Origin of the sequence: Curtobacterium sp. MCLR17_042, from assembly GCF_003234695.1 — a bacterium.
Classification (GTDB): domain Bacteria; phylum Actinomycetota; class Actinomycetes; order Actinomycetales; family Microbacteriaceae; genus Curtobacterium; species Curtobacterium flaccumfaciens.
Genome location: NZ_QKTD01000018.1, coordinates 63,992 through 87,286 on the forward strand (window position 1 = coordinate 63,992; position 23,295 = coordinate 87,286).

At 70.2% G+C, this 23,295-nt stretch carries 23 protein-coding genes; 22 read left to right on the forward strand and 1 reads right to left on the reverse strand.

The features are described from left to right. Positions 1-23 precede the first annotated feature (23 nt). The 7 genes from lysA (at position 24) to prmC (ending at position 9,502) form a co-directional block, all read left to right on the forward strand. Positions 24-1,445: a diaminopimelate decarboxylase gene (gene lysA / locus DEJ02_RS16000; protein WP_111033763.1), complete on the forward strand. Its 1,422-nt coding sequence runs from the start codon at positions 24-26 to the stop codon at positions 1,443-1,445. A 65-nt stretch (positions 1,446-1,510) separates the two neighbouring features. Then, a complete protein-coding gene (locus tag DEJ02_RS16005; protein ID WP_111033764.1) occupies positions 1,511-2,818 on the forward strand; it encodes a homoserine dehydrogenase in 1,308 nt (435 codons plus the stop codon). Between the two features lie 87 nt (positions 2,819-2,905). Beyond that, the gene (gene thrC, locus DEJ02_RS16010) at positions 2,906-3,985 is read left to right on the forward strand and encodes a threonine synthase (RefSeq protein ID WP_071404606.1); all 1,080 of its coding nucleotides are present in this window, start codon (positions 2,906-2,908) and stop codon (positions 3,983-3,985) included. Positions 3,986-4,017: 32 nt separating this feature from the next. After that, the gene (gene thrB / locus DEJ02_RS16015) at positions 4,018-5,001 is read left to right on the forward strand and encodes a homoserine kinase (RefSeq protein WP_181242960.1); all 984 of its coding nucleotides are present in this window, start codon (positions 4,018-4,020) and stop codon (positions 4,999-5,001) included. A gap of 180 nt (positions 5,002-5,181) precedes the next feature. After that, positions 5,182-7,515: a transcription termination factor Rho gene (gene rho / locus DEJ02_RS16020; protein WP_111033765.1), complete on the forward strand. Its 2,334-nt coding sequence runs from the start codon at positions 5,182-5,184 to the stop codon at positions 7,513-7,515. A gap of 3 nt (positions 7,516-7,518) precedes the next feature. Continuing rightward, complete coding sequence (gene prfA, locus DEJ02_RS16025; protein WP_111033766.1) at positions 7,519-8,601, forward strand: peptide chain release factor 1; 1,083 nt, start codon at positions 7,519-7,521, stop codon at positions 8,599-8,601. A 103-nt stretch (positions 8,602-8,704) separates the two neighbouring features. Further along, entirely contained in the window at positions 8,705-9,502 is a 798-nt protein-coding gene (gene prmC, locus DEJ02_RS16030) for a peptide chain release factor N(5)-glutamine methyltransferase (protein WP_375342371.1), read from the forward strand. A 475-nt stretch (positions 9,503-9,977) separates the two neighbouring features. Here the strand turns inward: prmC and DEJ02_RS16035 are convergent, their stop codons facing one another. Beyond that, positions 9,978-10,631, reverse strand: coding sequence for an HAD family phosphatase (locus DEJ02_RS16035; RefSeq protein ID WP_181440402.1), 654 nt, complete (start codon positions 10,629-10,631; stop codon positions 9,978-9,980). Positions 10,632-10,668: 37 nt separating this feature from the next. Here DEJ02_RS16035 and DEJ02_RS16040 point away from each other — a divergent pair, with 37 nt between their 5' ends. From DEJ02_RS16040 to DEJ02_RS16110, 15 genes are all read left to right on the forward strand, one after another. Next, entirely contained in the window at positions 10,669-11,343 is a 675-nt protein-coding gene (locus DEJ02_RS16040) for an L-threonylcarbamoyladenylate synthase (RefSeq protein ID WP_027465784.1), read from the forward strand. Next, positions 11,340-12,566 carry an MraY family glycosyltransferase gene (locus DEJ02_RS16045; RefSeq protein ID WP_027465783.1) on the forward strand — a complete coding sequence of 409 codons (1,227 nt, stop codon included), beginning with the start codon at positions 11,340-11,342 and terminating at the stop codon, positions 12,564-12,566. Before DEJ02_RS16040 ends, DEJ02_RS16045 begins: the two co-directional genes overlap by 4 nt. Beyond that, complete coding sequence (locus DEJ02_RS16050; protein ID WP_217499674.1) at positions 12,563-13,054, forward strand: hypothetical protein; 492 nt, start codon at positions 12,563-12,565, stop codon at positions 13,052-13,054. Before DEJ02_RS16045 ends, DEJ02_RS16050 begins: the two co-directional genes overlap by 4 nt. Before the next feature lie 107 nt (positions 13,055-13,161). Further along, positions 13,162-14,022, forward strand: coding sequence for a F0F1 ATP synthase subunit A (atpB, locus tag DEJ02_RS16055; protein WP_027465782.1), 861 nt, complete (start codon positions 13,162-13,164; stop codon positions 14,020-14,022). Positions 14,023-14,083: 61 nt separating this feature from the next. Further along, entirely contained in the window at positions 14,084-14,320 is a 237-nt protein-coding gene (atpE, locus tag DEJ02_RS16060) for an ATP synthase F0 subunit C (RefSeq protein WP_027465781.1), read from the forward strand. Positions 14,321-14,329: 9 nt separating this feature from the next. Beyond that, positions 14,330-14,884 (forward strand): F0F1 ATP synthase subunit B, encoded by a 555-nt coding sequence (locus DEJ02_RS16065; RefSeq protein WP_110859012.1) that lies wholly within the window; start codon positions 14,330-14,332, stop codon positions 14,882-14,884. A 2-nt stretch (positions 14,885-14,886) separates the two neighbouring features. Then, positions 14,887-15,681, forward strand: a complete 795-nt coding sequence (locus DEJ02_RS16070) for a F0F1 ATP synthase subunit delta (RefSeq protein ID WP_111033768.1) — start codon at positions 14,887-14,889, stop codon at positions 15,679-15,681. 108 nt (positions 15,682-15,789) lie between these two features. Next, the gene (gene atpA / locus DEJ02_RS16075) at positions 15,790-17,418 is read left to right on the forward strand and encodes a F0F1 ATP synthase subunit alpha (RefSeq protein WP_027465778.1); all 1,629 of its coding nucleotides are present in this window, start codon (positions 15,790-15,792) and stop codon (positions 17,416-17,418) included. Next, positions 17,419-18,321: a F0F1 ATP synthase subunit gamma gene (locus tag DEJ02_RS16080; RefSeq protein ID WP_110864050.1), complete on the forward strand. Its 903-nt coding sequence runs from the start codon at positions 17,419-17,421 to the stop codon at positions 18,319-18,321. 47 nt (positions 18,322-18,368) lie between these two features. After that, positions 18,369-19,823, forward strand: coding sequence for a F0F1 ATP synthase subunit beta (gene atpD / locus DEJ02_RS16085; RefSeq protein ID WP_017885744.1), 1,455 nt, complete (start codon positions 18,369-18,371; stop codon positions 19,821-19,823). 1 nt (position 19,824) lies between these two features. After that, positions 19,825-20,088, forward strand: a complete 264-nt coding sequence (locus DEJ02_RS16090) for a F0F1 ATP synthase subunit epsilon (RefSeq protein ID WP_027465776.1) — start codon at positions 19,825-19,827, stop codon at positions 20,086-20,088. Positions 20,089-20,102: 14 nt separating this feature from the next. Then, positions 20,103-20,855 carry a YaaA family protein gene (locus DEJ02_RS16095; RefSeq protein WP_258378763.1) on the forward strand — a complete coding sequence of 251 codons (753 nt, stop codon included), beginning with the start codon at positions 20,103-20,105 and terminating at the stop codon, positions 20,853-20,855. 109 nt (positions 20,856-20,964) lie between these two features. After that, the gene (locus DEJ02_RS16100) at positions 20,965-21,522 is read left to right on the forward strand and encodes a hypothetical protein (RefSeq protein ID WP_111033770.1); all 558 of its coding nucleotides are present in this window, start codon (positions 20,965-20,967) and stop codon (positions 21,520-21,522) included. Between the two features lie 25 nt (positions 21,523-21,547). Further along, positions 21,548-22,366, forward strand: a complete 819-nt coding sequence (locus DEJ02_RS16105; RefSeq protein ID WP_146249313.1) for an FHA domain-containing protein — start codon at positions 21,548-21,550, stop codon at positions 22,364-22,366. A 3-nt stretch (positions 22,367-22,369) separates the two neighbouring features. Next, complete coding sequence (locus tag DEJ02_RS16110; RefSeq protein WP_017885739.1) at positions 22,370-23,191, forward strand: PP2C family serine/threonine-protein phosphatase; 822 nt, start codon at positions 22,370-22,372, stop codon at positions 23,189-23,191. The last annotated feature ends 104 nt before the right edge of the window (positions 23,192-23,295 follow it).

Consider the following 23,295-nt stretch of genomic DNA (forward strand, 5'->3'; position numbering starts at 1 on the left):
GCGCGTCGGTAGGATCGGGTCCCGTGAGCGAGAACCCCCTTGCACCGCCGCGGCTGCGGTTCCCGACGGACGCCTCCGAACTGGTGGACCGCATCTGGCCCGCGTCCGCGACGCGGACCGACGACGGCACCCTGGCGATCGGCGGCATCAGCGCGACGGACCTGGTCGCTCAGTTCGGCACGCCCCTGTACGTCGTCGACGAGCGTGACGTCCAGTCCCGCGCCGTCCGCGTCCGCAACGCGTTCACCGAGGCGTTCGAGCGCATCGGCAGCCACGCGCACGTCTACTACGCCGGCAAGGCCTTCCTGACGACGCAGGTCGTCGCGTGGATGGCCGAGGCCGACCTGCGCGTGGACGTCTGCACCGCCGGTGAGCTCGCGGTCGCCCTGGCCGGCGGCATCGACCCCGGCCGGCTCGGCTTCCACGGCAACGACAAGTCCGACGCCGAGATCGCCCGCGCGGTCGAGGTCGGCATCGGCACGATCGTGCTCGACAGCCACGAAGAGGTGCAGCGCGTCGCCCGTGCCGCCGCCGACGCCGGGGTCGTGCAGCGTGTGCGCATCCGGATCAACACCGGTGTGCACGCGTCCACCCACGAGTACCTGGCGACCGCTCGCGAGGACCAGAAGTTCGGCATCCCGCTGTCCGAGGCCGTCGAAGCCGCAGCAGCCGTCCGCGCCGAGCCCTCGCTCGCCTTCGTCGGGCTGCACTCGCACATCGGCTCGCAGATCTTCGACGACGCCGGCTTCCGCGAGGCCGCACGCCGGCTCATGGACGTGCACGCGACGCTCGTGGCCTCCGGGCCGGTGCCCGAGTTGAACCTCGGCGGCGGCTGGGGCATCGACTACACCGAGGCCGACTCGGCCTTCGCCCCCGAGGACGTCGCCGACGCACTGGCCACGATCATCGGCGAGGCCTGTGCCGAGCGCGGCATCCCGGTGCCGGACATCGCCGTCGAGCCGGGCCGCTACATCATCGGCCCGCCCGGGGTGACGCTCTACCGCGTCGGCACGATCAAGCCCGTCACGCTCGAGCCCGAGGACGGCGGCAGCGCGACCCGCACGTACGTCTCGGTCGACGGCGGGATGAGCGACAACATCCGTCCCGCCCTGTACGGCGCCGACTACACGGCCCGGCTCGCCCGCACCTCGGACGCGCCCGCGGTGCTGAGCCGCGTCGTCGGCAAGCACTGCGAGAGCGGCGACGTCGTGGTGAACGACGAGTACCTGCCCGGCGACGTGCAGCGCGGCGACCTGCTGGCCGTCGCGGCCACCGGGGCCTACTGCTGGGCGCTGTCGAGCAACTACAACCACGTGGGCCGCCCGCCGGTCGTCGCCGTCGCGGACGGCACAGCCCGTATCCTCGTGCGGGGCGAGACGATCGACGACCTCCTCGCCCGTGACACCGGGGTCGCCGCCGTGCCCGCCGACGGCACCGGCCGCTGACCCCCGACCCGATCGGGTCCGCCCACCCCGCAGGGCGCACCCCCACCGACAGGAACCGCTACCAGATGATCGAATACCGCAACGTCCGTGTCGCGCTGCTCGGGGCCGGCTCGGTCGGTTCCCAGGTCGCGCGACTGCTCCTCGAGCACGGCGACGAGCTGGCCTCGCGCGCCGGTGCCGGGCTGGAGCTGGTCGGGATCGCCGTGCGCGACGTGGACGCGCAGCGCGACGTCGACCTGCCGGCGGAGCTCTTCACCACGGACGCGGCATCGCTCATCCTCGGCGCGGACATCGTCGTCGAGCTCATCGGCGGCATCGAGCCGGCGCGCACCCTCGTGCTCCAGGCCCTGCAGTCGGGCGCGGACGTCGTCACCGGCAACAAGGCGCTGCTCGCGACCCACGGCCCGCAACTCTTCGCCGCGGCCGAGCAGGTCGGCGCGCAGCTCTACTACGAGGCCGCCGTGGCCGGGGCGATCCCGATCATCCGCCCGCTGCACGACTCGCTCGCCGGTGACCGCATCGTCCGCATCATGGGCATCGTCAACGGCACCACGAACTTCATCCTCGACCTGATGGACCGCAAGGGCTCCACGTTCGAGGATGCCCTGGCCACCGCGACGGAGCTCGGCTACGCCGAGGCCGACCCGACCGCCGACGTCGAGGGCTACGACGCCGCGCAGAAGGCCGCGATCCTGGCCTCGCTGGCGTTCCACACCTCGGTGCCGCTCGCCGCCGTGCACCGCGAGGGCATCACCCACGTCACGATCGACCAGGTCCGCGCCGCCCGCAAGGCCGGCTACGTCGTGAAGATCCTGGCGACCGCCGAGCGTCTGACCGACGAGGACGGCCGCGAGGGCGTCAGCGCCCGCGTCTACCCGGCCCTCGTGCCCGAGTCGCACCCGCTCGCGAGCGTGCACGGTGCGAAGAACGCCGTGTTCGTCGAGGCCGAGGCCGCCGGCGACCTGATGTTCTACGGCGCGGGTGCCGGTGGTGTCGAGACGGCCTCGGCGGTCCTCGGCGACCTGGTCTCCGCGGCCCGTCGGCACGTCATCGGCGGCCCGGGTGTCGCCGAGTCGACGCAGTCCGAGCTGCCGGTGTTCCCGATCGGCACCGTCCGCACGAGCTACCAGATCACCCTGCACGTCACGGACGCCCCCGGCGTGCTGTCGACGGTCGCCGGCGTGCTCGCGAAGCACGGCGTCAGCGTCGAGACGGTCGAGCAGACCACCACCGGCGCAGCCGAGGGGACCGCGACGCTCGTCATCGGCACCCACCTGGCGCGCGAGGCCGACCTGGCGGACACCGTCGTCGCCCTCCGCGGCGAGGACGTCGTCCTGGACGTCACCAGCGTCCTGCGCGTCGTCGGTCGCTGACGCGACCACGGGCCTCCAGGCCGACCAGCCGGCCCACCGAGCCGCACCACCACCAGATCCACCCCACCGGACAGAGAGAGAAGCCTGATGGCCCACCAGTGGCAGGGAGTCCTGCGCGAGTACGCCGACCGACTCGACGTGACCGAGGCGACGCCCATCGTCACGCTCGGTGAGGGCGGCACGCCGCTCATCCCCGCTCGTCGGCTCTCCGAGCGCACCGGCGCCGAGGTCTACGTGAAGTTCGAGGGCATGAACCCGACGGGTTCGTTCAAGGACCGCGGCATGACGATGGCGATCTCGAAGGCCGTCGAGCACGGCGCGAAGGCCGTCATCTGCGCCTCGACCGGCAACACCAGCGCCTCGGCCGCCGCGTACGCCACGCACGCCGGCATCACCGCCGCGGTCCTCGTGCCCGAGGGCAAGATCGCCATGGGCAAGCTCAGCCAGGCCGTCGCCCACGACGCCCAGCTGCTGCAGGTGCAGGGCAACTTCGACGACTGCCTCGACATCGCCCGCGACCTGGCGGCGAATTACCCGGTGCACCTCGTCAACTCCGTCAACAACGACCGCATCGAGGGGCAGAAGACCGCCGCGTTCGAGGTCGTCGACGTCCTCGGTGACGCACCGGACTTCCACTTCCTGCCCGTCGGCAACGCGGGCAACTACACCGCGTACTCGCGCGGCTACCGCGAGGACGTCGCCGCCGGCCGCAGCACCAAGCTGCCCCGCATGTTCGGGTTCCAGGCCGCCGGTTCCGCCCCGATCGTGCACGGCGAGGTCGTCCGGCACCCCGACACCATCGCGTCGGCGATCCGCATCGGCAACCCGGCCTCGTGGCAGTTCGCGCTCGAGGCGCGGGAAGAGACCGACGGCTACTTCGGTGCCATCACCGACGAGGCCATCCTCGCGGCACACCGCATCCTGTCGGCCGAGGTCGGCGTCTTCGTCGAGCCCGCCTCCGCCATCGGTGTCGCCGGGCTCCTCGAGCGTGCCGACGCCGGTGTCGTGCCGAAGGGCGCGAAGGTCGTCATCACGGTCACGGGCCACGGCCTGAAGGACCCGCAGTGGGCCCTCCGCACGCCGGACGGTGGCGAGGTCACCCCGACGAGCGTGCCGGTCGACACGAAGTCGATCGCCGACGTGCTCGGTCTGGTCAGCGAGCAGTGATCTCCGACCGCTCGTCCGGACCGGGTGAGGGCATGACCGCCCGCAGTGCTGTACCGGCCGGACGGGCGGTCCGTGCGCTGCCGACCGGATCGGCGGTCCGCGTCCGGGTGCCGGCCACGTCGGCGAACCTCGGCCCCGGCTTCGACTCGCTCGGCCTCGCGCTCTCGCTCTACGACGAGGTCGTGGTGCGCGTCCGCCCCGAACCCGGCGCGACCGTCACCGTCGAGGGCGTCGGTGCCGGCGAGGTCGCCACGGACGACACGAACCTCGTCGTCCGTGCGGTCCGCCGGGGCCTGGAGCACGCCGGTGTCGACCAGCCCGGTCTCGAGCTGCACGCCACGAACGCGATCCCGCACGGCCGCGGTCTCGGTTCCTCCGCCGCGGCGATCGTCGCCGGGCTGATGGCGGCCCGTGGGCTCCTCGAGGGCATCGTCGACCTGGACGCCTCGACGCTCCTGACGCTGGCCACCGAGATGGAGGGCCACCCGGACAACGTCGCGCCGGCACTCTTCGGCGGGCTGACGATCGCGTGGATGACCGCCGAGGGCCCGGCCTACAAGCGGCTCCTGGTGCACCGCGGTGTCGCCCCGGTGGTGTTCGTGCCGACCTCGACGCTCTCGACCAAGCTCGCGCGCTCCCTGCAGCCCGAGCAGGTCCCGCACGCCGACGCCGCGTTCAACGTCTCCCGTTCGGCGCTGCTCGTGGCGGCGCTCATCCAGAGCCCCGAGCTGCTGCTCGCCGCGACCGAGGACCGGCTGCACCAGGCGTACCGCGCCAGCGCCATGCCCGAGACCGACGCCCTGATCCGGTTGCTCCGGCAGCACGGCCTCGCCGCGGTGGTCTCCGGTGCCGGGCCGAGCCTGCTCGTCCTCGGCAGCGACCCGGCACAGCGCCTGACCGCCGCCGAACTGGTGCAGCGACACGCCGAATCCGACTGGCGGCCGCTCATGCTGGCCGTCGATCTCGGTGGTGCTACAGTGGCAGCGCACTCGGCGCTCGAAGCCGAACCCGCGTAACCGTACGGATCGCTCGTCCTCAGGACAGCTCCTGCGACGTCGCAGGGTCCGGTGCGCGAGTGTGCATCTCTTTCTGATCACCGAATCCCGATCCGTCGTCTGAACGGCGGTCGATGCTCACCCTGCATCCGGGACGGTGGAAACTCTCCGCGTTCTGCGGTTCGAAAGGAAACACCGACCTTGACCGACAACAACTCCGCCCAGGTGGAGATCCCCAGCGACCTGCGTGCCCTCCGTCTCCCGGAGCTCCAGCGCATCGCCTCCTCGCTCGGCATCACCGGGCTCTCCAAGCTCCGCAAGGGCGACCTGATCGCCTCCATCGAGGACAAGCGTCCCGTCGACGAGACGCCGGCCGCCCCGGCCGCCGCCGTCGTCGCCGAGACCCCCGCCGAGCCGGCCGCCACCGAGCAGCCGACCCTGCCGGAGCCCGCCGAGACCCCCGCGCAGCCCGCTGCCGAGGCACCCGTCGCCGACCCCGAGGCACCCGCCGAGTCGGCCGCCCCAAGCCGTGCCCGTCGTTCGCGCCGCGCGTCGTCCGGTGGCACCGTGAACGCCGCGCCGACCTCGGCCGCCGAGCACACCAACCACGGCCAGACCGGCACCGAGGACCTCCTCGCCGGGCTCGACCAGGTCCGCGCCGAGAAGGACGCCCAGGAAGCCGCGCAGTCCGGCTCCCAGCGTCGCGGCCGTGGCCAGCGGAACGCCGAGCAGCGTGGCACCGACCAGCGTGGCACCGAGCAGCGCGCCGCCGACCAGGGCCAGCAGGCGTCGGCACCCGCCGAGGCCGAGCAGCCGAGCCAGGCGGCCCAGCAGGGCCAGCAGGCCCCGACGTCCGCCGTCCAGGCCGACCAGGACCAGAACGAGTCCGGCGACCAGAACGACCAGGGCGACCAGAACTCCGAGCAGGGCGAGGGCGGCTCGCGTCGCGGTCGTCGCAGCCGTGGTCGCGGTCGTGGCCGTGGCCAGAACGCCGAGAACGGCGAGCAGCAGAACGGCACCGAGCAGCAGAACGGCGGCCAGAACGGCGGCCAGCAGAAGCAGAACGGTGCCGACCAGCAGAACGGCGGCCAGCAGAAGCAGAACGGCGGCGAGCAGCAGAACGGTCAGCAGAACGGCGGCCAGCAGAAGCAGAACGACCAGCCGAAGCAGGCCGAGGCTAAGCAGGACGACAAGGCCGACCAGAAGCAGCAGCAGAACGCCGGTCAGCAGAAGCAGCAGACGAGCGGCCAGCAGAAGCAGCAGCAGCAACAGCACGCCGACGAGGCCGAGAGCGGCCGCAGCCGTCGCCAGCGCGACCGCAAGCGCGGCCGTGGCGGCCAGAACGACGACTTCGAGCCCGAGGTCACCGAGGACGACGTCCTGATCCCGATCGCGGGCATCCTCGACGTCCTCGACAACTACGCCTTCGTCCGCACCACCGGGTACCTGCCGGGCCCGAGCGACGTCTACGTCTCCCTCGGCCAGGTGAAGAAGTACCACCTGCGCAAGGGCGACGCCGTCGTCGGTTCGATCAAGCAGCCGCGTGACGGCGAGCAGCAGAGCCGCCAGAAGTACAACGCGCTCGTGGCCGTCGAGTCGATCAACGGCCAGTCCGCCGACGAGGCCGCGGCCCGTGTCGACTTCAACGACCTCACCCCGCTGTACCCGAACGAGCGCCTGCGCCTCGAGACGGAGCCGGGCAAGCTGTCGACCCGCATCATCGACCTCGTGTCGCCGATCGGCAAGGGCCAGCGCGGTCTCATCGTGTCCCCGCCGAAGGCCGGCAAGACCGTCGTGCTGCAGGCCATCGCGAACGCCGTCGCCAAGAACAACCCCGAGGCGCACCTGATGGTCGTCCTCGTCGACGAGCGGCCCGAAGAGGTCACCGACATGCAGCGCACGGTGAAGGGCGAGGTCATCGCCTCGACCTTCGACCGTCCCGCCGAGGACCACACCACCGTCGCGGAGCTCGCCATCGAGCGTGCGAAGCGCCTGGTGGAGCTGGGCCACGACGTCGTGCTGCTGCTCGACTCGATCACCCGCCTGGGCCGTGCGTACAACCTGTCGACCCCGCCGTCGGGCCGCGTGCTCTCCGGTGGCGTCGACTCGGCTGCGCTCTACCCGCCGAAGCGCTTCTTCGGCGCCGCGCGCAACATCGAGGACGGCGGCTCGCTGACCATCCTCGCGACCGCGCTCGTCGAGACCGGCTCCAAGATGGACGAGGTCATCTTCGAGGAGTTCAAGGGCACCGGCAACATGGAGCTCCGCCTGAACCGTCACCTCGCCGACAAGCGGATCTTCCCCGCCGTCGACGTGAACGCCTCGGGCACCCGTCGCGAGGAGCAGCTGCTCTCCGCCGACGAGGTCAAGATCACCTGGCGTCTGCGCCGGGCCCTCGCCGGGCTCGACCCGCAGCAGGCCCTCGAGATCGTGCTGCGGAACCTCAAGGAGACGCAGTCGAACGTCGAGTTCCTGGTGCAGGTGCAGAAGTCGGTCCCCTCGACCGGCGCCCACCACAACGGCCACCAGGAGTAACGCGTGTTCGAGTCGGTAGCGGGGCTGCTGGCGGAACACGAGGACCTGACACAGCAGCTGTCGGACCCCGCGCTCCACGCCGATGCGGCCCGGGCGAAGAAGGTGAACCGGCGGTACGCCGAGCTCAACCAGATCAAGTCCGCGTACGAGGCCTGGCAGGCGGCGGGGGACGACCTCGCCGCCGCCCAGGAACTCGCGCGTGAAGACGCAGCGTTCGCGGACGAGGTCCCCGGGCTCGAGGAGCAGCTGTCGGAGCGCCAGGAGCGTCTCCGGCGGTTGCTCATCCCGCGCGACCCCGACGACGGCCGTGACGTCATCATGGAGATCAAGGGCGGCGAGGGCGGCGAGGAATCGGCGCTGTTCGCGGCCGACCTCCTGCGCATGTACTCGCACTACGCCGAGACCAAGGGCTGGAAGATCGAGCTCCTCGAGCGCACCGAGTCCGACCTGGGTGGCTACAAGGACGTCCAGGTCGCGATCAAGTCGAACACGACCGATCCGTCCCAGGGCGTCTGGGCGCACCTGAAGTACGAGGGCGGTGTGCACCGCGTCCAGCGTGTGCCGCAGACCGAGTCGCAGGGGCGCATCCACACCTCGACCACCGGCGTGCTGGTGTTCCCCGAGGTGGACGAGCCCGAAGAGGTCCAGATCAACCAGAACGACCTCAAGATCGACGTCTACCGGTCCTCCGGCCCGGGCGGGCAGTCCGTCAACACGACGGACTCCGCGGTCCGCATCACTCACCTGCCCACGGGCATCACGGTGGCGATGCAGAACGAGAAGTCGCAGCTGCAGAACCGCGAGGCCGGCATGCGCGTGCTCCGCGCACGCATCCTCGCGCGCCAGCAGGAGGAGCTCGACGCGATCGCCTCGGACGCGCGCAAGTCGCAGATCCGCGGGATGGACCGTTCGGAGCGCATCCGCACGTACAACTTCCCGGAGAACCGGATCGCGGACCACCGCACCGGCTACAAGGCGTACGACCTCGACCGCGTGATGAACGGTGCCCTCGAGCCCGTCATCCAGTCCGCCATCCAGGCGGACGAAGAGGCACGTCTGGCCGCCATCGGCGACCAGGACGCGTAAGCGCACCCCCAGCCTGGAGGCCCGGATCACCGCCGACACGCCCCTCACGTACGCCGCGGATCGCCTGCTCGAGCAGGCGACCGCGGCGCTCGTCGCCGTCGGCGTGCCGACGCCCCGGGTCGACGCGGAGCTGCTGCTCGCGTGGGCGACCGACACCTCGCGCGGAGCTGTCCAAGCCCGTGCGCTGATCGGCGGCGGCATCGCCCCGGAGCACGTCGAGCGCTTCCGGCACGCCGTCGCCCGTCGGTCCACCCGTGAGCCGCTGCAGCACATCACCGGGCAGGCGTACTTCCGTGCGCTCACCCTGGCCGTCGGACCGGGCGTGTTCGTGCCCCGCCCGGAGACCGAGGGCGTCGTGCAGTTCGGCATCGACGCGCTGCGGGCGACCGCGGTCCCCGAGCCGATCGCCGTGGACCTGGGCTCCGGCAGCGGTGCGATCGCGATCGCGATGGACACCGAGGTGCCGAACGCCGTGGTCTACGCCGTCGAGCGGTCCGCCGAGGCCCTGCCCTGGACCCGGCGGAACGTCGACGCCCACGGTGGGACGGTCCGGCTCGTCGAGGGCGACCTCGCCGACGCGCTGCCGGAACTCGACGGCACCGTGTCCGTCGTCGTGTCGAACCCGCCGTACGTGCCGGACGACGCGATCCCGATCGACCCCGAGGTCCGCGACCACGACCCGGCGATGGCCCTGTACGGCGGGCCGGACGGCCTCGACGCCGTCCGGGCTCTCGCCGAGACGGCCTGGCGGTTGCTGGTGCCCGGGGGAGTCCTGGTCATCGAGCACGCCGAGCCGCAGGGCGCCGGCGTCCGGCAGGTCCTGGCGCGCCGGGGGTTCCGCACCCCGGAGACGCACGTCGACCTGACGGGGCGCGACCGTACGACCACCGCGACGCGCTAGCCGGAGCCGAGCCGGGCCTCCCGTCGCTCGGCCGCGCGTGCGTGTGCCGGGGGGATCCGGGCGTACATGGTGGGATCGGGCGTACCAGGTCGTTCGGGATGACCAGGTGTGCCCGTTCCTGCTTTCCAGCGCGACCGCGATGGGAAGGAACGGGCGTGGCGGGCGCGGGGCGGGCCTCCCGTCGCTCGGCCGTGCTGCGTGTGCCGCGTGGATCCGGGCGTACCTGGTGGGATCGGGTGTACCGGGTCGTTCGGAATGACCAGGTGTGCCCGTTCTTGCTTTCCAGCGCGACCGCGATGGGAAGGAACGGGCGTGGCGGGCGTGGGGCGGGCCTCCCGTCGCTCACCCGCGCGTGCGTGTGCCGGGATCCGGGCGTACCTGGTGGGATCGGGCGTACCGGGTCGTCTGGAATGACCAGGTGTGCCCGTTCCTGCTTTCCAGCGCGACCGCGATGGGAAGGAACGGGAGTGGTGGGCTACGAGACGGGGGAGGCCTCGCGCTGCTGCGCCGCGACGAAGGCGCGGACGTGCTCCCGCAGGTCGGTGTCGTGCTCGACCAGGACCGCGTGGATGCCGACGCTCCGCGCACCCGCGATGTTCTCGGGCATGTCGTCGGCGAAGAAGGTGCGCTCCGCGGGGACGCCGTGGTGGGCGATCGCGCGCTGGAAGACCTCGGGCTCGGGCTTCCGGGCGCCGAAGTTGCTCGAGGTGTCCAGGTGCTCGCCGAAGACCTCGGGCAGGGACGGCGCCCACTCGTGGATCCAGCGGCCGGCGAGCGGACCGTTGTTGGTGAGCAGCCCGACACGCCCGTGCTCGCTCGCGATCCTGACCGCCTCGATGCGTTCCGGCAGCTCGGTCATGGCGGATCCGCGTATCCGGGCCCAGTCGGCCTCGGGGACGTCGCACTCCATCGCGCGCTCGAACGCGGCGAGGTACTCGTCGCCGTCGGCGAACCCACCGGCCTCGGCACGCATCTCGTGACCGCAGTCCCACCAGCGGCGACGGAGCTCCTGGAACTCGTGTCCGGTGAACTCGGAGAGTGCGGCCATGCGCACCTGCCAGTCGTACCGGACCAGGACGTCGTCCATGTCGAAGAGGAACAGGAGCGGGGGTGCGGGCGTCTCGTTCACGATGTCCACCATTGTGTCGCACTATCATCGTCGAGTCATGGCATCCCGATACGACTGCACCGACTCCGACGGGCTCCTGACCGGGATGCGGCTCGCACGTGCCGCCCTCGGACGCGGAGAGCTCGTCGTGGTCCCCACCGACACCGTCTACGGCCTCGCCGCGGACGCCTTCAGCGCGACGGCCGTCCAGCGGCTGCTCGACGCGAAGGGCCGCACGCGGCAGTCGCCGCCGCCCGTGCTCATCCCCGGTCCGCCCACGCTCGACGCCCTCGCCAGCGAGGTCCCGCAGCCGGTGCGCGACCTGGTGGCGGAGTTCTGGCCGGGCGGGCTGACCGTCATCCTGCACGCACAGCCGTCGCTCGACTGGGACCTCGGCGAGACGCGCGGCACGGTCGCGCTGCGGATGCCGGACTCGCGGATCGCCCTCGAGCTCCTGCAGGAGGTCGGGCCGCTCGCGGTCTCGTCCGCGAACTCTACCGGCGACCCGGCCGCGATGGACGTCGACGCCGCCGAGCGGATGCTCGGTGACAGTGTCGCGATCTACCTGGACGGCGGACCCGTCGAGGTGCACGACGGCTTCGAGGCCAGCACCGGCTCGACCATCGTCGACGCCACCGGGCTGTCGGACGGCGGGAAGCTCCGCATCGTCCGGCACGGGGTGATCCCCGACGAGGAGATCATCCGGGTCGTCGGAGCCGACCTCGTCACATGAAGTACTACCTGCTCGCGGGGGCCATCGCCGCGGTCGTGAGCTTCGTGATGAGCCTGATCGTCTGGAAGCTCGGGCTGAAGTACAAGTGGTACCCGCAGGTCCGCGAGCGGGACGTGCACCGCACCCCGACGCCGCGGCTCGGTGGCATCGCGATGTACATCGGCGTCATCGTCTCGCTGCTCGCGGCCTGGTTCCTGTTCCCGTCGATCGCGGGGACCGACTACTTCCGGCTCGTGTTCTCCGAACCCGGCCGCGTCCTCGCGGTGCTCGGGGGAGCGACCATCATCGTGGTCCTCGGTGTGGCGGACGACATCTGGGACCTCGACTGGATGACGAAGCTCGCCGGGCAGATCATCGCGGCGGGCATCCTCGCCTGGCAGGGCGTCGCGATCGTCTCGCTGCCCATCGGCAACACGCTGGGCGTCGGCTCGTCGTACATGAGTCTGATCTTCACCGTGCTGGCGGTGGTGCTCGTGATGAACGCGGTGAACTTCATCGACGGGCTCGACGGGCTTGTGGCCGGCGTCGCGATCATCGCCGGTGGGGTGTTCTTCCTCTACACGTTCTTCATCAACCGCGTGGTCGTCCAGACCGAGTTCTTCTTCAACCTGCCCTCGCTGCTCACCGCGGTGCTCGTCGGGGCCTGCTTCGGCTTCCTCATCCTGAACTGGCACCCCGCCAAGCTCTTCATGGGCGACGCCGGCGCGCTGCTCGTCGGGTTCCTGATGGCCACGAGCGCGGTCTCGGTCACGGGCAACATCGACCCGGCCGCGGTGCAGACACGCCAGGCGCTGCTGCCGGCGTTCATCCCGATCCTGCTGCCGTTCGCGATCCTGATCGTCCCGATCCTGGACTTCGGTCTCGCGGTCACCCGACGGCTCAGCGCGGGCAAGTCGCCGTTCTCGGCGGACCGGAAGCACCTGCACCACCGCCTGCTCGACATGGGGCACTCGCACTTCCACGCGGTGCTGATCTTCTACGCGTGGACTGCGACCGTCGCCTTCGGGTGCCTGCTGTTCCTCTTCGTGGACTGGTACTGGGTCGTCGTCTTCGTGTCCGTCGGCTTCACCGTCTGCGCCGTCGCGACGTTCGCGCCGCTCGGCCGGAAGCGCACGGAGATCGCCGCCCAGACCGCCAACCGTTCCGCCGCCGTGGTGGACGCCAGCCTCGACCCGCTCGACCGGGCCGCCAACGACCGCACCATCCCTGGAGACATCACGTGACCGCACCGAACGCGCTCGACCACGTCCGGCCGGTGTTCCGCCGCATCATCACCTGGGGAGCGGTCCTCGCCGTCGCCCTCGCGGTGGTCGGCGGGCTCATCGGGTTCCTCGTCGCGGACGGCCCGGGGTTGGTCGGGGGACTGCTCGGCGCCGTGCTGAGCGTCGTGTTCCTCGGGCTCACCGCGGTCAGTGTCCTCGTCGCGCTGCGCGTCTCGAAGGGCCAGATGATCTCCGGTGCCTTCTTCGGCATCGTGATGGGCACCTGGCTGCTCAAGTTCATCGTCTTCATCGTGCTGCTGGTCCTGCTCAAGGACCGCGACTGGGTCGACTTCCCGGTGCTGGCGATCGTGATCATCGCGGGGGTCGTCGGCTCCCTGGTGATCGACGTCGTCGCCGTCGCGAAGGCCCGCACCCCGATCGGCGTCCGGCTGCCGGGCGACGGCCTCGACGACTCCGCGGACGCTGGGAACCCGACCCCCCGCGTCTGAGAAGCCGGGAAGCCTCTCGCACCTGATAGGCTTCTCGAAGTCCGCTACCGGAGCCTTTCGCTCGGGGCGGACGAGCCTCCACAACGTCCACCATCGCGTGCCATGATGTGCGCGCGCCGACACAGGAGACAGCGCTGCTATCCCACGCTCTTCCCCTGTCCCTCTCCGCTGCGGTTGACACCGTCGCGGCGGGGAGCAGCAAGGCCGCCGAGTTCCATGGTCCGTCGATCAACGAGTTCTTCCCGGATGCGATCTTCTTCGCCGGGACGCCGTTCGAGATCGATCGGGTCGTCCTCATCCGCTTCTTCGCCGTCGCCGTTCTGCTGGTGTTCGCGTTCGTGGGTACCCGTGCACTGAAGCTCGTGCCGAACCGCGGCCAGGCGTTCATCGAGTACGCGTTCGACGTCGTCCGCCGCAACACCTTCGACAACCTCGGAGAGAAGGACGGCAAGCGCTTCCTGCCGCTCCTGGCGACGATCTTCTTCGGCGTGCTGTTCATGAACCTGACCGGTCTGATCCCGGGCATGAACCTCGCCGGCACCAGCCGCATCGCGATGCCGATGATCCTGGCGATCGTCGCGTACCTCGCCTTCATCTACGCCGGTCTCCGCAAGCACCCGGGCACGTTCCTCAAGAACTCGCTCTTCCCGCCCGGGGTGCCGTGGCCGCTGTACATCATCGTGACGCCGATCGAGCTCGTCTCCACCTTCGTGCTCCGTCCCGTCACCCTGACGCTGCGACTCCTGATGAACATGGTCGTGGGGCACCTGCTCCTCGTGCTGTTCTTCTCGGCCACGCAGTTCTTCTTCTTCGACGCTTCGCTCGGCTTCAAGGCCTTCGGCGTCGGGACCATCGCGTTCGGCATCGCGTTCAGCTTCTTCGAGGTCCTCGTCGCGCTGCTGCAGGCCTACGTCTTCATGCTCCTCACCGCCGTCTACATCCAGCTGGCGCTGGCTGACGAGCACTGATTCCTCACTGACCCCCTACGGGACCGGCGACCGTCGGACCCGCACCTCGAAAGGAAAACACGTGGACGCAACGACCGTTCTCGCGGAGATCAACGGCAACATCGCGACGGTTGGCTACGGCCTCGCAGCGATCGGCCCGGCCATCGGTGTCGGCATCGTCGTCGGTAAGACGATCGAGTCCGTCGCTCGCCAGCCCGAGCTCCAGGGCCGCCTGACGACCCTCATGTACATCGGTATCGCCTTCACCGAGGCCCTGGCCTTCATCGGTATCGCCACGTACTTCATCTTCACCAACTAAGGTTCCTCGATGCAGAACGCACTCATCATCGCGGCGGAGGAAGCGCACAATCCGCTGATCCCGCCGGTGTACGACATCGTGTGGTCGGCGCTCGCCTTCGTCATCATCTTCCTGGTGATGTGGCGTGTCGTCACGCCGCGCATCACGAAGATGCTCGATGAGCGCACCGAGGCCATCGAGGGCGGTATCAAGAAGGCCGAGGCCGCTCAGGAGCAGGCCGCTGCTGCGCTCGACGAGTACAACAAGCAGCTCGCCGATGCACGTGCCGAGGCTTCGCGCATCCGTGAGCAGGCCCGCGCCGACGCCACGGCGATCGGCAACGAGGTCCGCGAGCAGGCGGCCGCCGATGCAGCACGCATCACGGCCAACGCCCAGGCGCAGATCGAGGCCGAGCGCCAAAGCGCCGTCCAGGCACTCCGGTCCGAAGTGGGCACCCTCGCGCTGGACCTCGCGTCCGGTGTGATCGGTGAGTCGCTCAAGGACGACGCCAAGTCGACCGCAGTGGTCGACCGCTTCCTCGCCGACCTCGAGGCCTCGCAGGCCACGAAGACGGGGGAACACTGAGCATGCGCAGCGCTACCAGAGAAGCACTCGCGTCCACCAGGGCGGTGCTGTCGGACCTCGGTCCGAGCGCCGGCCTGGCCGCGGGTGCCGAGATCCTCGCCTCCGGGCGTGCGATCGCCGGTGCGCCGCAGCTGCTCGGGCTGCTGTCCGACCCCACGGCCGACGCGGCCGGCAAGAAGGTCCTCATCGACCGCGTCTTCGCCGGACAGTCGGACGCGACGCGTGCGGTCCTGACCGCGGTGGCCGGCTCGCGCTGGTCCTCGCAGCAGGACCTGCTCGCGGGCATCGAGGACGCGGGCATCCGCGCCGTCGCCGCCACCGCGGGTCCGGACTCGTCGATCGAGTCGGAGCTGTTCGCCTTCGAGACCGCCGTCCGCTCGGACGCCGGCCTCGAGCTGGCGCTCGGCACCAAGCTCGGCAGCCCCCAGCAGAAGGGCGCGCTCGTCGAGCGGCTCCTCGGTGCCAAGGCATCGGAGCAGACGATCACGATCGTGTCGGCCCTGGTGCAGCAGCCCCGCGGCCGCCGCATCGGTGAGATCGTCCGTGATGCCTCGCGCATCGTGGCCGAGCAGGCCGGCAAGCTCGTCGCGACCGTCGTCACGGCGACGCCACTGACCCCCGCCCAGTCGGCCCGCGTCACGCGCGGTCTGTCCGAGCGGTACGGCAAGGACATCAGCATCAACCAGGTCGTCGACCCCACGGTCGTCGGCGGGGTCCGGGTGCAGATCGGCGGCGACGTCATCGACGGCACCGTGTCCACGCGACTCTCGGAGCTCCGGCTCCAGCTCGCCGGCTAGGCGTACGGTCGAAGCCGCTCCTCCCCAAGTCCACAACGGGAACTGCCGAGTCCGGCAGCGTCACCCTCTCGGAGCCGAAGGGCCCCGGAAAACCACAAGGAAAATCCCATGGCAGACATCACCATCAGCCCCGATGAGATCCGTGATGCCCTGAAGGACTTCGTCTCGAACTACGAGCCGACGAAGGCCTCCACGGCCGAGGTCGGGCACGTCACCGACGCCGGTGACGGCATCGCCCACGTCGAGGGTCTCCCCGGCGTCATGGCGAACGAGCTCATCCGCTTCGCGGACGGCACGCTCGGCCTGGCGCAGAACCTCGACGAAGACGAGATCGGCGCCATCGTGCTCGGCGAGTTCGGCGGCATCGAGGAGGGCATGGAGGTCACCCGTACGGGTGAGGTCCTCTCCGCCCCCGTCGGCGACGCCTTCCTCGGTCGCGTCGTCGACCCGCTCGGCGCCCCGATCGACGGTCTCGGCGAGATCGCCGCAGAGGGCCGTCGTGCCCTCGAACTCCAGGCTCCCGGCGTCATGGCCCGCAAGTCGGTCCACCAGCCGCTGCAGACCGGCATCAAGGCCATCGACGCGATGATCCCCGTCGGCCGTGGTCAGCGTCAGCTGATCATCGGCGACCGCCAGACCGGCAAGACGGCCATCGCGATCGACACGATCATCAACCAGAAGGCCAACTGGGAGTCCGGCGACGAGGAGAAGCAGGTTCGCTGCATCTACGTCGCCATCGGTCAGAAGGGCTCCACGATCGCCTCGGTCAAGGGTGCGCTCGAGGACGCCGGTGCGATGGAGTACACCACCATCGTCGCCGCTCCGGCCTCCGACCCGGCCGGCTTCAAGTACCTCGCCCCGTACACCGGTTCGGCCATCGGCCAGCACTGGATGTACCAGGGCAAGCACGTCCTCATCATCTTCGATGACCTGTCGAAGCAGGCCGAGGCCTACCGTGCGGTGTCGCTCCTCCTGCGTCGTCCGCCGGGCCGCGAGGCCTACCCGGGTGACGTCTTCTACCTGCACTCCCGTCTGCTGGAGCGTTGCGCGAAGCTGTCCGACGAGCTCGGCGCCGGTTCGATGACGGGTCTCCCGATCATCGAGACCAAGGCGAACGACGTCTCGGCGTACATCCCGACCAACGTCATCTCCATCACCGACGGCCAGATCTTCCTGCAGTCGGACCTCTTCAACGCGAACCAGCGTCCGGCAGTCGACGTGGGCATCTCGGTGTCCCGCGTCGGTGGTGACGCCCAGGTGAAGTCGATCAAGAAGGTCTCCGGCACGCTGAAGCTCGAGCTGGCGCAGTACCGCTCGCTCGAGGCGTTCGCGATGTTCGCGTCCGACCTCGACCAGGCGTCGCGTCGCCAGCTGGAGCGCGGTGCGCGTCTGACCGAGCTCCTCAAGCAGCCGCAGTACTCGCCGTACCCGGTCGAGGAGCAGGTCGTCTCGATCTGGGCCGGCACGAACGGCAAGCTCGACACCGTCCCGGTGCCGGACGTGCTCCGCTTCGAGTCCGAGCTGCTCGACCACCTGCGTCGCAACTCCGACGTCCTCACGACGCTGCGCGAGACGAACCAGCTCAGCGACGAGACCGTCGCCGAGATGGACAAGCAGATCGACGAGTTCACGAAGAGCTTCCAGACGAGCGACGGCAAGACCCTCGGCTCCGAGCAGTTCGACGCGGCTGACGCCGAGGACGTCGACCAGGAGCAGATCGTCAAGGGTCGTCGCTAGATGGCAGCGCAGGTCCGGGTCTACCGCCAGCGGATCAAGTCGGCGAAGACCACGAAGAAGGTCACCCGCGCCATGGAGCTGATCTCGGCGTCGCGGATCCAGAAGGCGCAGGCCCGTATGGCTGCGTCCGGTCCGTACTCGCGGGCCGTCACGCGTGCGGTGTCGGCCGTGGCGACGTTCTCGAACGTCGACCACGTGCTGACCACCGAGCCGGAGTCGTCGACCCGTGCAGCCGTCGTGCTCTTCACCTCGGACCGCGGCCTCAACGGCGCGTTCAGCACGAACGTCCTCAAGCAGGGCGAGGAGCTCGCCTCCCTGCTCCGCAGCGAGGGCAAGGACGTCGTCTACTACCTGGTCGGCCGCAAGTCCGTCGGGTACTTCGCGTTCCGTGAGCGTCCGTCCGAGCAGCAGTGGGTCGGCAACACCGACCAGCCGGAGTTCTCGACGGCCAAGGAGATCGGCGACGCCGTCGTGGCGAAGTTCCTCCAGGACACCGCTGAGGGCGGCGTGGACGAGATCCACATCGTGTTCAACCGGTTCATCAGCCTGGCGACCCAGGAGCCGCAGGTCGTTCGCCTGCTGCCCCTCGAGGTCGTCGAGGGCATCGACGAGCCCGAGGGCAACGAGCCCCTGCCGCTCTACGAGTTCGAGCCGGACGCCGATGCGGTGCTCGACTCGCTGCTCCCGGTCTACATCGAGAGCCGCATCTTCAACGCCATGCTGCAGTCGGCTGCTTCCGAGCACGCTGCGCGTCAGAAGGCGATGAAGGCGGCCAGCGACAACGCCGACTCGCTGATCCGTGACTTCACCCGACTCGCGAACAACGCGCGTCAGGCGGAGATCACCCAGCAGATCTCCGAGATCGTCGGCGGCGCCGACGCCCTCTCGTCGAAGAAGAAGTAGTCCGCGTCGTTCGCGGACAGATACCCACCCTCAGGAAGGCACCAGCCATGACCGACACCGCAACCACCGCGGTCGAGACGTCGTCGGCGCCCGGTGTCGGCCGGATCGCCCGTGTCACGGGCCCCGTCGTCGACATCGAGTTCCCCCACGACGCAATCCCGGAGATGTACAACCTCCTGTTCACGACCATCACCATCGGTGACTCGTCGCAGGAGATCGGCCTCGAGGTCGCGCAGCACCTCGGCGACGACCTCGTCCGTGCCATCTCCCTGAAGCCGACCGACGGCCTGGTCCGTGGCCAGGAGGTCCGTGACTCGGGCGCTCCGATCTCGGTCCCCGTCGGCGACGTCACCAAGGGCAAGGTCTTCGACGTCCTCGGGAACGTGCTCAACACGGACGAGAAGCTCGAGATCACCGAGCGCTGGCCGATCCACCGCAAGGCCCCGGCCTTCGACCAGCTCGAGTCCAAGACCTCGATGTTCGAGACCGGCATCAAGTCCATCGACCTCCTCACCCCGTACGTGCAGGGTGGCAAGATCGGCCTCTTCGGTGGTGCGGGCGTCGGCAAGACCGTCCTCATCCAGGAGATGATCCAGCGCGTTGCGCAGGACCACGGCGGTGTGTCGGTGTTCGCCGGTGTCGGTGAGCGCACCCGTGAGGGCAACGACCTCATCGGTGAGATGGAAGAGGCGGGTGTCTTCGACAAGACGGCCCTCGTGTTCGGCCAGATGGACGAGCCGCCGGGAACGCGTCTCCGCGTGGCCCTGTCGGCGCTGACGATGGCGGAGTACTTCCGCGATGTCCAGAAGCAGGACGTGCTCCTCTTCATCGACAACATCTTCCGCTTCACGCAGGCCGGCTCCGAGGTCTCGACGCTGCTCGGCCGCATGCCGTCCGCCGTGGGCTACCAGCCCAACCTCGCCGACGAGATGGGTGTGCTCCAGGAGCGCATCACCTCGACGCGTGGTCACTCGATCACCTCGCTGCAGGCGATCTACGTGCCGGCTGACGACTACACCGACCCGGCTCCGGCCACCACGTTCGCGCACCTCGACGCGACGACCGAGCTCTCCCGTGAGATCGCATCGCAGGGTCTGTACCCCGCGATCGACCCGCTGGCCTCGACGTCGCGCATCATGGACCCGCGCTACCTGGGTGCCGACCACTACGAGACGGCCACGCGCGTCAAGCAGATCCTCCAGAAGAACAAGGAACTGCAGGAGATCATCGCCATCCTCGGTGTCGATGAGCTCTCCGAAGAGGACAAGATCACGGTCGAGCGCGCTCGTCGTATCCAGCAGTTCCTCTCGCAGAACACCTACATGGCGAAGAAGTTCACGGGTGTCGAGGGCTCCACGGTGCCGCTCAAGGACACCATCGAGTCCTTCCGCGCCATCGCCGACGGCGAGTTCGACCACGTTGCGACCCAGGCGTTCTTCAACGTCGGTGGCATCAACGACGTGGAAGAGAAGTGGGCTCAGATCCAGAAGGAGAACCGCTGACATGGCGGGTCTCAGCGTGAGCGTCGTCTCGGCGGACCGTGAGGTCTGGTCGGGCGACACCACCATGGTCGTCGCACGGACGACAGAGGGCCAGATCGGCATCCTCGCCGGACACGAGCCGATGCTCGCGATCCTGGCGCAGGGTCAGGTCCGCATCACGCGGGCCGATGGGTCGACCGTCGCGGTCGACGCCGAGGACGGCTTCCTGTCGGTCGAGCACGACACGGTGACGATCGTCGCGCGGCAGGCCGCGCTGGCGTCCTGACCGGACTGACCGTCCTGCTCCCGCCTTCGGAGACGAAGCGGGAGGGCGGGGACACGAGCCGCACGCTCGATCTGCGTGCGCTCTCGTTCCCGGAACTGGCCGATGAGCGGGCCGCGGTGATCACCGCGGCCCGCTTCGTCAGTTCCGAGGAGTCCTCGGCCAGGACGGCGCTCAAGCTCGGTCCGAAGTCGATCGCCGAGCGGCTCCGGAACCTCGAGCTCGACACCTCGGGTACCATGCCCGCGATCGAGCGGTACACCGGGGTCCTCTACGACCCGTTGAGCGCGCAGGACGCGGATGCGGCGACCCGTGCGTGGTGGGCGGAACACGTGATCGTGCAGTCCGCGATGTTCGGCCCCATCGGTGCCGGTGACCCGATCCCGGCGTACCGGCTCTCACACGACTCCCGGCTCGGCTCGATCCGGTTGGCCGCGCACTGGCCCGCGGTGTCGACCCGTTCCCTGCTGACCCGTGCGGACGGCCTGGTGCTCGACCTGCGGTCCGAGGGGTACCGGCAGCTCGGTCCCGTGTCCGGAGCAGTGGCACCACGGGTGGTGAGCGTCGACGGCTCCGGTCGTCGTCGTGCGCTGAACCACTGGAACAAGACCGCGAAGGGTCGCCTGGTGGCGCTGCTCGCCCGCACCGGCGCGAGCATCGGCAGCATGGACGACCTGGTCGGTTGGGCGGCCGCGAACGGCGTGGTCGTCGAGCGCAACGAGGGTGGCTGGGACCTGGTCGCCGAGAGCCTGGAGCCCGTCGTCGCCTGAGCGGGTGCCGGGTCGGCTCGTCCTCCACAGGCGTGAGCGGGCTCGCTCCGGTCCACAGATGGTCGGGGCGACCCTGCCTGGAGGCTCCCAGCACGTTTCGATGGCGTGCATGATCCCTCTCACGGCACAGTCCGGCCCCGGCTCCGCAGTCCGTTTCCCTCGCGAGATCGCCGCGGCGGTCACCCTCCCCGCTGCGGCGGCCGCGCTGGTCGCGCCCGGTCGCGCCGACCTGTCGACGGCCGCTGCGACGGCCGTGGTGACCGCGTGCGGCGCACTCGCGCCCCGGATGGCCCTGGTGCCGTTCATCGCGGCGCAGGGCACGCCCGATCCCCGGTCGATCCGGGTGTTCGACCCCTTCGCGGACCCGACACCGCCGGCGCTCCACGGTTTCGGCCCGGCTCCCGATCGGGCCCGCGTGCGGCTCGCCGGTGACCGGTGTGCCGATGCGTGGCGCGTGTGGCGGGCGCAGGACGGCCCGTTCGACGGATCGTCGGGCGCTGCCGGCGCCCTGTCGCTCGGCGCCTGGTGTGCGTGGGCGCTCGGGTCGTGGGCCCGGGCGGAGACGCGTGCCCGGTACGCCCTCGAGACCCGCGCGGACGACCCGCTCGCGGGGCTCGTCCTGCGCTCGGTCGTCGCGGGCAGCGGGCCGTCGTGGGTGCGTCGATGACGTGGGGTCGACCGGATCGTCTACGGTGGGGGAGACCACGCTGGGAGGGCTCCGGTTGTACGACGACGACATCGAGGACACCGTCATCCGGCGACCCCGACGATCGCTGGGCGACCGGACGGCGGACGCCGTCGACGACACTGTCATCCGGCGCGCAGGTCCCGTCGTTCCGGGAGCCGGTCCCGACTCCGACTCTGACCCCGGTTCCGACGACGGGGTCCTCGGTGACACGGTCATCCGGCCCGCGGCCGGGGCGACCGACCAGCCACCCGCAGCGGTGGATGATGTCGATCCGGAGGACACCGTCGTCCGGGTGCCGGCGCGACCCGGTGCCGGGCCGAGCCCGTTCCTGGGTGCCGCCCCGGGCCTCCCGGCCGTCCCGGCGCTGCCCGCCGCCCCCACGGCACGCGTGCCCTCGATCCGCATCGGCGACCGCACCTTCCGGCTCGACCACCCGGTGGTCATCGGGCGACGGCCGTCGCTGCCGCGGGTCACCCGTGGCCCGCAGCCCGAACTCGTGACCGTGCGGTCGACGTACGGGCAGGTGTCGTCGTCCCACGTCCGGATGCACGCCGAGGGCGAAGCCGTCGTCGTGCAGGACCTCCGGTCCACCAACGGGACCGTCGTCCGCCCGGCCGGGGCACCCGCCTACCGCATGGCTTCGGGTGCGTCGATCGTCGCGCTGACGGGTACGGTAGTCGAGATCGGTGACGGCAACGCCATCGAGGTCCTCTCGCCGTACCTCCGGGTCGCACCGACGGCAGAGGGGCTGCCTCCGGTTCCCCCGTGGCCCTCCGATCAGACAGCACACGGCACGCCCCGACCCACCAGAGAGCGATCCTGACACGTGACCGAACTCGGCCGAGCAGCCACTGCGCACGCCATCGACGTCCCCGGTGCCGACGGCGCCACCCTGACACTCTCGTGGGGAGCCGCGACCGACGTCGGTCGGCGGCGTGACCACAACGAGGACAGCTACATCGTGGGCGCGCCGTTCTTCGTCGTCGCCGACGGCATGGGCGGACACCTCGCGGGCGACCGTGCCAGTGACGCGGTCGTGCGTCGGCTCGAGCAGGTGACGGCCGAACCGTTCACCACGCGTCAGGGCATCCAGCGTGCGCTGCTCCTCGCGACCGCCGACATCGAGCGTGCAGCCGGCGGCAACGCCATCGGCGCGGGCACCACCGTCACCGGGATCGCGCTCGTGGCCTCGCTCGGGCAGCCCGCGGCGCTCGTGTTCAACGTCGGTGACTCCCGCACCTACCGCATCGAGGACGGTGTGCTCCGCCGCGTCACCGTCGACCACTCGGTGGTGCAGGAGATGGTGGACGCCGGCCTGCTGCGCGCCGAGGACGCCGAGCAGCACCCGGACAGCAACGTCATCACGCGTGCGGTCGGCTTCGGCGAACCGCCGGCGCCGGACTGGTGGACCCTGCCCCTTCGGGCCGGCGACCGCTACATCGTCTGCTCCGACGGGCTCACCAAGGAACTCGGCGACGCCGGGATCGCGCGCATCGCGGCACGTGAGCCGGGCGCGCAGGACCTGGCGGAGCGCCTGGTCGGCGACGCCGTCGTGGCCGGCGGTCGTGACAACGTCACCGTGGTGGTGCTGCAGGTCGATGCCGCACCGGACGACGGTGACCTCGAGGACACGCTGCCGCGCCACTAGCTGGCCCCCGAACTGGGGGAACACGTCGAGCTGTGGGGGATCGGCGTGCGGAATGTCGGTCACCCACGCTTCGTACAATGACATGGCCACGTCGAGAGAGCTGG

What these genes read in the sequence shown, in the direction of transcription:
- thrB (WP_181242960.1), top strand. Translation starts at nt 4,018, where the DNA reads ATGACCGCCCGCAGTGCTGTACCGGCCGGACGGGCGGTCCGTGCGCTG.
- DEJ02_RS16090 (WP_027465776.1), top strand. Translation starts at nt 19,825, where the DNA reads ATGGCGGGTCTCAGCGTGAGCGTCGTCTCGGCGGACCGTGAGGTCTGG.
- atpD (WP_017885744.1), top strand. Translation starts at nt 18,369, where the DNA reads ATGACCGACACCGCAACCACCGCGGTCGAGACGTCGTCGGCGCCCGGT.
- thrC (WP_071404606.1), top strand. Translation starts at nt 2,906, where the DNA reads ATGGCCCACCAGTGGCAGGGAGTCCTGCGCGAGTACGCCGACCGACTC.
- DEJ02_RS16065 (WP_110859012.1), top strand. Translation starts at nt 14,330, where the DNA reads ATGCAGAACGCACTCATCATCGCGGCGGAGGAAGCGCACAATCCGCTG.
- DEJ02_RS16040 (WP_027465784.1), top strand. Translation starts at nt 10,669, where the DNA reads ATGGCATCCCGATACGACTGCACCGACTCCGACGGGCTCCTGACCGGG.
- atpA (WP_027465778.1), top strand. Translation starts at nt 15,790, where the DNA reads ATGGCAGACATCACCATCAGCCCCGATGAGATCCGTGATGCCCTGAAG.
- DEJ02_RS16080 (WP_110864050.1), top strand. Translation starts at nt 17,419, where the DNA reads ATGGCAGCGCAGGTCCGGGTCTACCGCCAGCGGATCAAGTCGGCGAAG.
- DEJ02_RS16100 (WP_111033770.1), top strand. Translation starts at nt 20,965, where the DNA reads ATGATCCCTCTCACGGCACAGTCCGGCCCCGGCTCCGCAGTCCGTTTC.
- DEJ02_RS16005 (WP_111033764.1), top strand. Translation starts at nt 1,511, where the DNA reads ATGATCGAATACCGCAACGTCCGTGTCGCGCTGCTCGGGGCCGGCTCG.
- DEJ02_RS16070 (WP_111033768.1), top strand. Translation starts at nt 14,887, where the DNA reads ATGCGCAGCGCTACCAGAGAAGCACTCGCGTCCACCAGGGCGGTGCTG.
- DEJ02_RS16045 (WP_027465783.1), top strand. Translation starts at nt 11,340, where the DNA reads ATGAAGTACTACCTGCTCGCGGGGGCCATCGCCGCGGTCGTGAGCTTC.